Here is a 12,120-nt window from a genome sequence, read left to right on the forward strand (position 1 = left end):
CACACCCACTTATCCACAGGCGAGTGACACGAAGCGGTAACGGCAACAAGAATGCGGGTGTGACCTCCCCCGGGTCTTCCGGAGGGGTGTCCGATTTTCCGGGGTGGGCCGCGCGGGTACGCGCGACGGCCCCTGCGCAAAAGGGCCGAGGAGGGCCGGGTGACGACCTATGACGATCGAGCGAGCCTCACGGATCTGACCACCACCGCAGAGCGGGTGCGCAGGTCGGTGGAGGGTGTGATCGAGGGCAAGCCCGAGGTCGTACGGCTATCGCTGACCGTGCTGCTCGCCGAGGGACATCTCCTCATCGAGGATGTCCCCGGGGTAGGCAAGACCATGCTGGCCAAGGCGCTGGCGCGGTCCATCGACTGTTCGGTGCGGCGGATCCAGTTCACGCCGGACCTGCTGCCCTCGGACATCACCGGCGTGTCGATCTTCGACCAGCAGCGACGGGACTTCGAGTTCAAGCCGGGCGCGATCTTCGCCCAGATCGTGATCGGCGACGAGATCAACCGCGCCTCGCCGAAGACCCAGTCGGCGCTGCTGGAGTCGATGGAGGAGCGCCAGGTCACCATCGACGGGCACACCTACGAGCTGCCCGACCCTTTCATGGTGGTGGCCACGCAGAACCCGGTCGAGATGGAGGGCACCTACCCGCTGCCCGAGGCCCAGCGCGACCGCTTCATGGCCCGGGTCTCCATCGGCTACCCGAGCCCGGAGGCCGAGCTCCAGATGCTCGATGTGCACGGGGGCCTCTCCCCGCTGGACGACCTCCAGCCGGTGGCCCACGCCCACGACATCGTGAAGCTGATCGACGCCGTCCGTACGGTGCATGTCGCCGACGCCGTGCGGCGTTACGCCGTGGAACTCGTCGCGGCCACCCGGACCCACCCCGACCTCCGGCTCGGCGCCTCCCCGCGCGCGACGCTGCATCTGCTGCGCGCCGCGAAGGCGTCCGCCGCGCTCAGCGGGCGCGACTACGCCCTGCCGGACGACGTCCAGGCGCTGGCCACCCCGGTGCTCGCGCACCGGCTGCTGCCCACCGCCCAGGCCCAGCTGAACCGCCGCACGGCGGAGCAGGTGGTCGGGGAGATCATCCAGCGCATCCCCGTACCGACCTCGGCCGGCGGCACCGCGCCGCCCGCGCAGGAGCCGGGCCGCCCGCTGTACCACCAGCAGCAGCCCGGGTCACGGCGGCTGTGATGGCGGCCGGCGAGCCCGGCGCCGTGGAGGGCGGCGGGCGGAAGGGCGGTCTCCGGACGGCCCTGGGCGGACTGACCACCCGGGGGCGCTCGTTCCTGGCCGCCGGTCTCGCCGCCGCCGTCTGCGCGTACGTCCTGGGCCAGGGCGATCTGCTGCGGGTCGGGCTGCTGCTCGCCGTGCTGCCGCTGGTCTGTGTGACCGTGCTCTACCGCACCCGCTACCGGGTCACGGGCACCCGGCGCCTCTCGCCGTCCCGGGTACCGGCGGGCGCGGAGGCCCGGGTGCATCTGCGGATGGAGAACGTCTCCCGGCTGCCCACCGGTCTGCTGATGCTCCAGGACCGCGTTCCGTACGTGCTGGGCCCGCGCCCCCGCTTCGTCCTGGACCGGGTGGAGTCGGGCGGCCGGCGCGAGGTGTCCTACCGGGTCCGCTCCGACCTGCGCGGCCACTATCCGCTGGGCCCGCTGCAGCTGCGCCTCGGCGACCCCTTCGGGATGTGCGAGCTGACGCGTTCCTTCAGTGCGTACGACACCCTCGTCGTCATCCCCCGCACGGTGCCGCTGCCCGCGCTGCGGCTGGCGGGCGAGGCCTCCGGGTACGGCGACGGGCGGCAGCGTTCGCTCGCGCTCGCCGGGGAGGACGACATCATTCCGCGCGGCTACCGGCACGGCGACGATCTGCGCCGGGTCCACTGGCGCTCCACCGCGCGCCACGGCGAGCTGATGGTGCGCCGCGAGGAACAGCCGCAGCGGGCCAGATGCACGGTCCTGCTGGACACCCGGCAGATCGGCTACCAGGGCGCCGGGCCCGACTCGGCGTTCGAATGGGCGGTCTCGGGGGCGGCCTCCGCCCTCGTGCACATGCTGGAGCGCGGCTTCGCCGTCCGGCTCCTCACCGACGACGGGAACGCGGTGCCGGGCGAGGGGACCGACGGCTACGCGGGCTCGACCCAGGAGTCCGCTGACTCGGCGGGACTGATGCTCGACACGCTCGCCGTCGTCCGCCACTCCGACGGCGGGGGCCTCAGCCGCGCCCATGACGTCCTGCGCGGTGGCAACGAGGGACTGCTCATCGCCTTCTTCGGCGATCTGGACGAGGAGCAGACCGCGGTCGCGGCCCGGATGCGGCAGCGCGCCGGCGCCGGGGTCGCGTTCGTCCTGGACAGCGCCGCCTGGGCCGACGACGAGAGCGCGACGGGCGCGGCCGACGACCGGCTGCGACGGCTGCGCGAGTCCGGCTGGACGGCGGTGCCGGTGGAGCCGGGTGACGAGCTGCCCGAGCTGTGGCAACTGGCCGGCGGGATGCGCACGGACGCACCGTCCGCCCCGAGCGGCGGCCCGAACGGTTTCCCGGGGGGATGGTCATGAGCGGACGGGCCAGGCTGGCGCTGAGCGCCTATGTGGCGACCCTGCTGGCGGCGGGGGCGCTGATCCCGCTGGTGGAGGGGGTCGGCTGGCTGGTGCAGGCCGCGGTGCTGCTCGGCGTCCAGAGCGGGGTGGGCGCCCTGGCGCGCCGGGTCCCGCTGGCCCGGACGCTGACCGTCGCCGCCCAGGCGCTGGCCGCCCTGGTGCTGCTGACGCTGGTGTTCGCGCGGGACCACGCCCTGCTGGGGGTCCTGCCGGGACCGCAGGCCGTCATGCGGCTCGGTGAGCTGCTGGTGGCGGGCGGCGAGGACGTCGGTACGTACTCCACCCCGGCCCCGCTGACCGACGGCATCAAGCTGATGGTGGTCGGCGGGGTGATCCTGATCGGCCTCGTCGTGGACGCCATGGCCGTGACCTTCCGCAGCGCGGCCCCCGCCGGGCTGCCGCTCCTCGCCCTGTACTCGGTCGCGGCCGGCCTCTCCGACGGCGGGGCGGGCTGGGTGTGGTTCCTGCTGGCCGCCTCCGGCTACCTGCTGCTCCTGCTGGCGGAGGGCCGGGACCGGCTCTCCCAGTGGGGCCGTGTCTTCGGCGGGGCCTCGCGGACCAAGGGGGGTCTGACCGACGGACTGTCCGGGGTGAGCGGCGGCTCCTCCCCCGTCCGTACCGGGCGGCGGATCGGCGTGCTGGCGCTCGGTATCGCCCTGGTGGCCCCCCTCGCCCTGCCCGCGCTGGACAGCGGCCTGCTCGGCGGCAACGGCCCGGGGAACGGCAAGGGCAGCGGCGGCGGCACCATCTCCGCGGTGAATCCGCTGGTCTCGCTCCAGAACAACCTCAACCAGCCGGAGAACCGGGAGGTGATGACGTACCGCAGCAACATCGAGAACCCGCAGAACCTCTATCTCCGGATCCTGGCCCTGGACGAGTTCAACGGCAGCGAGTGGCGTTCCTCCACCCGGCGGCTGACGGACGTTCCCGACCGCCTCCCCCTCCCCGCGGGGCTCGGCGGGGACGTCTCGGTCACAGAGGTCCGGACGAACATCTCCGCCTCGCGCTCCTACCAGCAGACGTATCTGCCGCTCCCCTACCCGGCGAGCGAGGTCCGGGTCGGCGGCCGCTGGCGGTACGAACCCGAGGGCCGCACCCTGGTCGGCGACGACGGCCAGACCACGCGCGGCGCGCAGTACGAGGTCGGCAGTCTGGTCGTCGAGCCCACGGCGGAGCAGCTCGCGACCGCGGGTCCGCCGCCCGAGGAGCTGCGCCGCGAGTACACCCAGCTGCCCGGCTCGCTTCCGGAGGTGGTCGCCGAGACCGCCGCGCAGGTGACGGAGGGCTCGGCCAACGCCTACGAGCGGGCCGTGAAGCTCCAGGACTGGTTCGCCTCCGAGGGCGGCTTCACCTACGACACGACGGTCACCTCGGGCACGGGGTCGTCCGCCATCGCCCGGTTCCTCCGTGACAAGGAGGGCTTCTGCGTCCACTTCTCGTTCTCGATGGCCGCGATGGCCCGGACGCTGGGCATCCCGGCCCGGGTCGCGGTGGGCTTCACCCCGGGCACCATGAAGTCGGACGGGGCGATCTCGGTCGGGCTGCGCGACGCGCACGCCTGGCCCGAGCTGTATTTCGAGGGCGTCGGGTGGACCCGGTTCGAGCCCACCCCGAGCCGGGGCAGCACCCCCTCGTGGACCCGGCCCGAGGTCCCCACGGACACCGCGAGCGATGCGGCCGAGCCCTCCGCGGACACTTCCACCGCACCGTCCGCCCTCCCCTCCGCCGACGACAGCTGCCCGCCGCAGCTGCGCCAGGAAGGCGGGTGCGGGCCCTCCCAGGCGGCGGGGGCGGCGGCGCCGACCGACCGGGGCACCCCGCTCGGGACGGTACTGCTGGTGGTCCTGGCGGCGGTCCTCCTGCTGGTGCTGCCGTTGTCACCGCTGCTGTGGCGGACCCGGACGAGAAACCGCCGGCTGGGCTCCGGGGGCCGGACGCCCGCCGACGCCGCGGCGCGGACGCTGGCCGCCTGGCGGGAGATCACCGACACGGCGTGGGACCACGGCATCGCCCCGGACGACTCGCTGACCCCCCGGAAGGCGGCGGCCCGGATCGTGCGGCTGGGCCGGCTCGACACCACCGCGGCCCAGGCGATGCACCGGATCGCGGGCTCGGTGGAGCAGGTGCTGTACGCCCCCGAGCCGCGCCCGGCGGCCGGCCTGGCCGAGGACGCGTCGGCGGTGCGGGCGGGTCTGCGGGGATCGGCGGGCCGTGGCACCCGGCTGCGGGCAACGCTTCTGCCCCGCTCGTCCGTCCGGGTGGTGTGGGCCGTCGCCGACCGCCGGACGGCGCTCGCGGAGCGGTGGACGGGCCGCGCGGGAGCCGGTCGCTGGACGGCCCGGCTGCGCCGCCTCACACGCCAGCACGGCTGAGGCGGGCAGGGGCTCGCCCGACCCGAGTCTCCGGTCCGGACCCTGCGAACGGGGGCCCGGGCCGGAGGCTCTCGCGGTTCTGGAGGGGGAGGGGGTTCTCCCGCGCGGGGCGCGGGGGTGACCGCGTCTCCCGCCTTGGGCGCGGACGTAACCGCGCCTCTTGCGCGGGGCGTCACCGTAACCGCGCGGGACATGGGTCTACCGCCCGGGACACCGTCCGGCAACGGCTGAGGGGCGGCCGCGGAAATGCGGCCGCCCCTCACCCATCGGTGTCCTGCGTCGTACCATCGCCCGGCCCTGGGCGGGAAGAACAGGGCCGGTGCGTACTACTGGCCCTGTTCGTCGCGGCGGCGCTGCCACCTCTGCTCGATGCGGTTCATCATCGACCGGCGTTGTCTCGGTCGGCGGCGTGCGCCGCTGTCCCCGCCACCTGCGGCGGCCGGCTGCTGTTCACCGGGCTTGGGCGCTTTGCGCCAACCGGTGACCGCGAGCACGGCACAGCCGAGCATGACGAGGAACCCCACCACGCTGATCCAGATCTGCTGGGCGACCATTCCGGCCATGAGGAGCGCGATACCCACCAGGAAGCCTGCGACCGCCTGGTAGACCCTTTTGCGGGTGTACGTACGCAGCCCGCTTCCCTCGAGCGCTGTCGCGAACTTGGGATCTTCGGCGTACAGCGCTCGCTCCATCTGCTCGAGCATGCGCTGCTCGTGCTCCGAGAGCGGCACGGGATCCTCCTCGTCGTCGGCCGCGGGGGCGACCGGTATGCGGCCCTTCCAGGATAGGCAGGGATTCGCCCCCGTGAAACCCGCCCTCTAGCGTTCAGCCAGTCCGGACCGCTATGTCGGCTCGGCTGCTGAGGCGTAGATTCCCCGACGACCGATCCGCCATGCCGGATGGTGTCACCCGATCATACGGGGCTTACGCCCTGTACGGGGGTCCTGAGTCCCACTCCGTGCGCAGCTTCGTTGCTGATCAGTGGCGCTTCTCGCCCAGAACGTGCAGCTGGGTGGCGACCGAGTGGAACGCGGGCTGCTCGGCGGCGGCCGCTTCGAGCTTGAGGAGTGCCTCCACGGCACCGGGCTCGGTGTCCACCAGGACGCCCGGCACGAGGTCGGCGAAGACCCGGACGCCGTGCACCGCGGTGATCTCCATCCCCGCGTCGGAGACCAGGTCGGAGAGCTGCTCGGCGGTGAACCTGCGGGGCACGGGGTCGCCCTCGCCCCAGCGGCCGGCCGGGTCGGTGAGCGCCTGCCGGGCCTCGGTGAAGTGTCCGGCGAGCGCGCGGGCCAGAACGGCTCCGCCGAGGCCGGCGGCGAGCAGGCTGAGCGCGCCGGAGGGCCGCAGCGCCTCGACCGCGTTGCGGACGCCCTCGGCGGGTTCGTCGACGTACTCCAGGACGCCGTGGCAGAGCACCGCGTCGAAACCGTCGCGCTCGACGACGTCGAACAGGCCGAGGATGTCGCCCTGGACTCCCCGGACCCGGTCGGCGACCCCGGCCTCGGCGGCACGGCGCTCCAGCGCGAAGAGGGCGTTGGGGCTGGGGTCGACGACGGTGACCCGGTGGCCGAGCTTGGCCGCGGGCACGGCGAAGTTGCCGGTGCCGCCGCCGGTGTCCAGGACATCCAGGGCGTCCCTGCCGGTCGCCTTGACCTGACGGTCCAGGGCCTCCTTGAGGACCTCCCAGACCACGGCGGTACGGAGGGAGGCGCGGGGGCGCGGCTGGTCCGACACGGCAGATGTCTCCTCGGCACGATGCCGCCGGGGACGGCGGAGCGTGAACAGTGCGGGTGGTGATGTGAGTGGTCACCACCCTATGGCCTCGCCCCGCCGTCCAGGGCCAGGCGTCGCCCGGCCGCCCTCCGGGCGACGACGGCAGTCCGACGCCTGGCCCTGCGTCACCCGCCGCCCGGCGACTCCTGCCGGGGTTGCGGAAGGACCGGCTGGAGCACCAGGAGCCGTTCCACCAGGCGCAGGAACATGGCCGCGTCGCGCAGCAGATCGTCGGCGTCGCCTCCGCTCGCTGCTCCCGGCATGCCCGCCTCGGCACGGGCCCGGCGCTCGGCGCCGGAGGCGAAGAGGTCGCTCCACTCGGTCAGTTCGGGAGCTATCTCCGGGAGGACTTCCCAGGCGCTGCGGATGCGGTCGCGGTGGCGCTTGTTCGTCTCGGGGCGGCCGCGGGCGGCCAGCACGGCCGCCGCGGTGCGCAGGGCGGCGAGGTGGGCGGTGGCGTACCGCTCGTTGGGCTCGGGGAGCCCGGCGGCCTCGTCGAGGCCGGAACGGGCCTTGGCGAGCAGGTCGAGTGCGGCCGGCGGCGCCGAGGCCCGGCGCAGCACGGGATGGACATCGCTGGAGGCGCCGGTCAGTGAGGGGGCAGGGCTGACTGCGCGGCGCCGCGGGGCGGCTGCTGCGGACGAGCTGGCCATGACGAACCTCCTGTCGTCGTGTGACGGCTCCGTGGCCGTCTGTGTCCATGGTGGCGGCCACCACTGACAATCGGCCGTGTACCCGCTTTGAGCAGCGACTTTGCTATCGGGCGCATGTTCGGGCTACCTTTTGAACTGACTGGTCAGTTCAAAAGGGGAGGGTCTGTGGAGAGCCCGCACGGCGCGGCTGTGAGCGCCGAGGACTTCGGACTGGAAGGACCGCGCGGCCGGGTCTTCCAGAACGTGACGTTCAGCGCCGAGCCGGGGGAACTGGTGGCGATCGAGGGGCCGTCGGGGTCGGGCCGCACCTGTCTGCTGCTCGCCCTGACCGGCCGGATGCGGACCACCGAGGGCCATGCGGAGACCGGCGGACTGCGTCTGCCCAAGCAGGCCGCCGCCGTCCGCAGGATCGCCGCCCTGGGTCCGGTGCCGGGCGTCAGCGAGCTGGACCCCGCCTTCACCGTCGCCGAGCACCTGGGCGAACGCGCCCTGCTCCAGGGCCGCTACGGCTCGACCCTGCGCGCCCTGCTGCGCCCGCGCGCCGAGCGCCGGACCGCCGCCGAGGCACGGGTGGACGAGGCCCTGGAGGCCGCGGGGCTCGACCCCGCCACCCTGCCGAAGTCGGGGCGCACCTCCGTACGCGACCTGGAGCGTCTTGAGGCGCTGCGGCTGTCCGTCGCGCTGGCGCTGATCGGCAGGCCGCGGCTGCTGGCCGTGGACGACACCGACCTCAAGCTCTCGGACGCCGAACGCGAGCAGGCCTGGGCGCTGCTGCGGTCCGTGGCCGACGCCGGGACGACGGTGCTCGCCGTGTGCAGCGAGGCCCCCGGGAACACCCAGGTCGTGCGCACCGCACCGGCCGACGGAGAAGCCGGCGCCGGAGAGCCGGTCGCCGCACCGGCCGATGACGAAGCCGACGCCGAAGAACCGGCCACCGAGAAGCCCGCCGCCGAGGGACCCACCACCGAAGAGGAGACGGCCGATGCGTTCGCCGAAGCTCGCCGCGCTTGAGCTGAAGCGGTTCGGCCGGGGCAAGCTTCCCGCCGCCGCGCTCGTCGCCCTGCTGCTCCTGCCGCTGCTCTACGGCGCCCTGTACCTCTGCTCGTTCTGGGACCCGTACGGGAAGCTCGACAAGCTGCCCGTCGCACTGGTCAACAACGACAAGGGGGCCTCCAGCGACGGCAAGCGGATCGCCGCCGGGGACGAGATCAGCGAGAAGCTGCTCGACTCCAAGGTCTTCGCCTGGCACGAGGTCGGCTCCGCCGAGGCCGAGAAGGGCGTCGAGGAGGGCACGTACTACCTCTCGCTGACGATGCCGTCGGACTTCAGCGAGAAGATCGCGTCCAGCGGCGGGGACTCCCCCGAGACCGGCGCGCTCCAGGTGCGGACGAACGACGCCAACAACTACATCGTCGGGCAGATCTCGAAGACGGTCTTCGGCGAGGTGCGCAACGCCGCCTCCACGAACGCCTCCCGGGGTTTCCTGGACCGCATCTTCATCAACTTCTCCGATCTGCACGACAAGACCGCCGAGGCGGCCAAGGGCGCCGACGACCTCAAGGGCGGCATCTCGAAGGCCAAGCAGGGCTCCAAGGATCTCGCGGACGGCCTCAAGGACTCCAAGGCGGGCAGCAAGAAGCTCTCCGACGGGATCGTGAAGCTGAACCAGGGCTCCCGCGACCTGGCGACGGGCTCCCAGCAGGTCGCCGGAGGCACCCAGGTCCTGGCCGACAAGGTCAACGGCATCGCCGGTGACGTACGCCCGTTCTTCAAGGACAACGGGAAGTCCATCCAGGACACCGCCCGGCTCGTCGCCGACACCTCGGGCGCCGTACGGCACAACCTCGACGTGCTGGTGAAGACCGCGCCCACCGCGGCGTCCGGCGCCAGGAAGGCCGCCGACGACCTGGCCGAGATACACCGGACCCGGTGCGAGGAGGCCGAGGAGCCCGACGCCACGGTCTGCCCGCCGCTGGAGCGCGCCAAGGTCACGGCCGAGGACGCCGCGAAGATCGCCGCCGATGTGAACACCCTGGTCGCCAACCAGAACGGCGATCTCAAGAAGCTGAGCAACCAGCTGGTCACCTTCCAGAAGCAGGCCGAGGCGCTCGCCCAGCGCGCCCCGACGCTGGACGACGACCTGGCGACCGCCGTGGCCAAGGTCAACGAGCTCAACTCCGGGGCCAAGAAGGTCGCCAAGGGTGCGCAGGCGCTGCACACGGGCCTCGGCACCGCGCAGACCGGCTCCAGCAGCCTGGACACCGGCGTCGGCAAGCTGAAGACCGGCGCGGAGAACCTGGACGGCGGGCTGTTCCGGCTCGGCGACGGCTCGGCCCAGCTGGCGCAGGGCCTCAACGACGGCGTGGAGAGGATCCCGGACTACGACAAGAAGGACCGCGACGCGCGGACCGACGTCATGGCCGACCCCGTCCAGCTGGCCTCCAAGTCGCTGCACGAGGCCCCCAACTACGGCACCGGCTTCGCCCCGTACTTCATCCCGCTGTCCCTGTGGGTCGGCGCGATGGTGGCGTACATGCTCATCCAGCCGATGAACCGGCGGGCGCTCGCCGCCGGGGCCTCCTCGTGGCGGATCGCGTTCGCCGGCTGGCTCCCGGTCGCCGCCATCGGCACGGCCCAGGTCGGCGCCCTGATGGCCGTCCTGCACTGGGGCCTCGGCCTCCAGATGACCCATGCGGCCGGAACGATCGGCTTCCTGGCCCTGGTGACCTGCTGCTTCGCCGCGATCGTGCAGTGGCTGAACGCCTGCTTCGGGGCGGCCGGACGGATCCTGGTACTGGTCGTGCTGATGCTCCAGCTGACCTCGGCCGGGGGCACCTACCCCGTCCAGACGAGCCCCGGATTCTTCGGCGCGATCCACCCGTACCTCCCCATGACGTACGTCGTCGAGGGGCTGCGCAGGCTGATCACGGGCGGTCCGCTCACCCCGGTCTGGCTGGGCTGCGCTGTGCTGGCGGCCTTCACGGTCGGCGCGCTCGCCCTGACCGCGTTCACCGCCCGCCGCAAGCAGGTGTGGAGCCTGAGCCGGCTGCACCCGGAGCTGAGCCTGTGAGCGCGCCCGCGGTCGCGTCCCCGGGTGTGCCCGGGCCTGGAAGAATCGGCCCCATGGAAAGCAGTGGCACCACGCGCCGCCAGGCCACCCGGCAGAGGCTCTACGAGGCGGCGGTGACGCTCATCGCCGAGAAGGGCTTCTCGGCGACCACGGTCGACGAGATCGCCGAGCGGGCGGGGGTCGCCAAGGGCACGGTCTACTACAACTTCAAGAGCAAGACCGAGCTGTTCGAGGAGCTGCTCCGGCACGGCGTGGGGCTGCTCACCGCCTCGCTGCGGGCCGCCGCCGAGGAGTCCGAGGAGCGGGGCGGCACCCGGGTCGAGGCGCTGGACGCGATGATCCGGGCCGGGCTCGCCTTCATCGACCGCTACCCGGCCTTCACCCAGCTGTACGTGGCCGAGCTCTGGCGCACCAACCGCGCCTGGCAGTCCACGCTGCTGGTGGTGCGTCAGGAGGCCGTGGCGGTCGTCGAGGGCGTCCTGCGCGACGCGGTGCGCAGCGGTGAGCTGAGCGAGGAGATCGACATCCCGCTGACGGCGGCCGCGCTGGTCGGGATGGTGCTGGTGGCGGCGCTGGACTGGCAGGCGTTCCAGCCGGAGCGTTCGATCGACGAGGTCCACTCGGCGCTGTCCCTGCTGCTGCACGGGCGGGTCAGCGGGCACTGAGACGGCGTCGGGAAAGCCGAAGACGCCGGCCGATGAGGTTCGCATCCCCCGCGAACACCATCGGACCGGCGTCTTCCGTGCATCCGGAAACCCGTTCCCCGTGACCCCGTATGTCCCCCGTGGTCCCCGGGCTCCGTCGCGCACCCCCGTTGCGTCGGGGGAACCGCACCGTTCTGCCGCCCCGTGCCGGCGGTCCTGGCGCAGCGCCCCTTCCGTGGTCATCACTCTGCCGTCCCCGCAGGTCGGGGCCTATCCGCGCAGGTACTCATCTGTGCGCCTAGGTACGGATACTCAGGGCTGCGCCCGCGACCTCACCCGGGTCCGGCAGGGGGTCGTTACGATCGCCTGCGTGTCTGTCATCCCTCTCGTGTTCACCAGCGGCTGGGCAAGCGGGATCAACGCGTACGCGGTGGTCCTGCTGCTCGGTCTGTTCGGCGCGACCGGCGTCTCCGACGAGGTGCCCGCCGCACTCCAGCGCACCGACGTCCTGATCGTGGCCGGTGTGCTGTTCCTCTGCGAGGCGATCGCGGACAAGGTCCCCTACGTGGACTCGGTCTGGGACACCGCGCACACCGTGATCCGGCCGGTGGCCGGGGCGGTGGTGGCCGCGCTGCTGGCCGGGGAGAGCGGCTCGCTGCCGGAGCTGGCGGCCGGGGCGATCGGCGGGTCCACGGCGCTGATGAGCCATCTGGTGAAGGCCGGTACGCGGATGGCCGTCAACACCTCCCCGGAGCCCTTCAGCAACGTCGGGATGAGCATCGCCGAGGACCTCGGGGTCGCGGGGGTCATCACCTTCGCGATATTCAACCCGGTGGCGGCCGCCGTGATCGCGGCCGTCCTGCTGGTGCTCGGGATCGTCACCGTGCTCTTCCTGGCCTCCCGGATCCGCCGCTTCCTGCGCCGCCGGGCCCAGCGCCGCGAGGAGAAACGCCTGGCCGGGACGGGTGGGCACTGGCCTCCCGGCTGAGCTGT

10 protein-coding genes are annotated in these 12,120 nt (G+C 72.9%); 7 read left to right on the forward strand and 3 right to left on the reverse strand.

Annotation, left to right across the window (positions count from 1 at the left end):
- The first annotated feature begins 159 nt into the window (after positions 1-159).
- The 3 genes from WQO_RS08255 to WQO_RS08265 are packed head-to-tail and all read left to right on the forward strand — an operon-like array spanning position 160 to position 4,984.
- The gene (locus WQO_RS08255; RefSeq protein ID WP_010057880.1) at positions 160-1,203 is read left to right on the forward strand and encodes an AAA family ATPase; all 1,044 of its coding nucleotides are present in this window, start codon (positions 160-162) and stop codon (positions 1,201-1,203) included.
- Positions 1,203-2,570 carry a DUF58 domain-containing protein gene (locus WQO_RS08260; RefSeq protein ID WP_010057879.1) on the forward strand — a complete coding sequence of 456 codons (1,368 nt, stop codon included), beginning with the start codon at positions 1,203-1,205 and terminating at the stop codon, positions 2,568-2,570. The genes WQO_RS08255 and WQO_RS08260 overlap by 1 nt, the downstream gene beginning before the upstream one ends.
- Positions 2,567-4,984 carry a transglutaminase TgpA family protein gene (locus tag WQO_RS08265; RefSeq protein ID WP_010057878.1) on the forward strand — a complete coding sequence of 806 codons (2,418 nt, stop codon included), beginning with the start codon at positions 2,567-2,569 and terminating at the stop codon, positions 4,982-4,984. Before WQO_RS08260 ends, WQO_RS08265 begins: the two co-directional genes overlap by 4 nt.
- A 326-nt stretch (positions 4,985-5,310) precedes the next feature.
- On the opposite strand, the gene WQO_RS08270 is transcribed toward WQO_RS08265, so the two are convergent.
- The 3 genes from WQO_RS08270 to WQO_RS08280 form a co-directional block, all read right to left on the reverse strand.
- Positions 5,311-5,715 carry a DUF3040 domain-containing protein gene (locus WQO_RS08270; RefSeq protein ID WP_006123866.1) on the reverse strand — a complete coding sequence of 135 codons (405 nt, stop codon included), beginning with the start codon at positions 5,713-5,715 and terminating at the stop codon, positions 5,311-5,313.
- 247 nt (positions 5,716-5,962) lie between these two features.
- On the reverse strand, positions 5,963-6,721 hold the full coding sequence (locus WQO_RS08275) for a methyltransferase (RefSeq protein WP_010057876.1): 759 nt from the start codon (positions 6,719-6,721) through the stop codon (positions 5,963-5,965).
- A 164-nt stretch (positions 6,722-6,885) separates the two neighbouring features.
- Complete coding sequence (locus tag WQO_RS08280; protein ID WP_010057874.1) at positions 6,886-7,413, reverse strand: SAV_6107 family HEPN domain-containing protein; 528 nt, start codon at positions 7,411-7,413, stop codon at positions 6,886-6,888.
- A 165-nt stretch (positions 7,414-7,578) separates the two neighbouring features.
- Between WQO_RS08280 and WQO_RS08285 the strand changes: the two genes are divergently transcribed.
- The 4 genes from WQO_RS08285 (at position 7,579) to WQO_RS08300 (ending at position 12,115) form a co-directional block, all read left to right on the forward strand.
- Positions 7,579-8,424 carry an ATP-binding cassette domain-containing protein gene (locus WQO_RS08285; protein ID WP_010057872.1) on the forward strand — a complete coding sequence of 282 codons (846 nt, stop codon included), beginning with the start codon at positions 7,579-7,581 and terminating at the stop codon, positions 8,422-8,424.
- On the forward strand, positions 8,396-10,483 hold the full coding sequence (locus tag WQO_RS08290; RefSeq protein ID WP_010057871.1) for a YhgE/Pip family protein: 2,088 nt from the start codon (positions 8,396-8,398) through the stop codon (positions 10,481-10,483). The genes WQO_RS08285 and WQO_RS08290 overlap by 29 nt, the downstream gene beginning before the upstream one ends.
- A 53-nt stretch (positions 10,484-10,536) precedes the next feature.
- Complete coding sequence (locus tag WQO_RS08295) at positions 10,537-11,148, forward strand: TetR/AcrR family transcriptional regulator (protein WP_006123872.1); 612 nt, start codon at positions 10,537-10,539, stop codon at positions 11,146-11,148.
- A gap of 349 nt (positions 11,149-11,497) precedes the next feature.
- Positions 11,498-12,115 carry a DUF4126 domain-containing protein gene (locus WQO_RS08300; protein ID WP_010057870.1) on the forward strand — a complete coding sequence of 206 codons (618 nt, stop codon included), beginning with the start codon at positions 11,498-11,500 and terminating at the stop codon, positions 12,113-12,115.
- The last annotated feature ends 5 nt before the right edge of the window (positions 12,116-12,120 follow it).

The sequence above is a fragment of the Streptomyces globisporus C-1027 genome, assembly GCF_000261345.2.
In the GTDB taxonomy this organism is placed as follows: Bacteria; Actinomycetota; Actinomycetes; order Streptomycetales; family Streptomycetaceae; genus Streptomyces; species Streptomyces pakalii.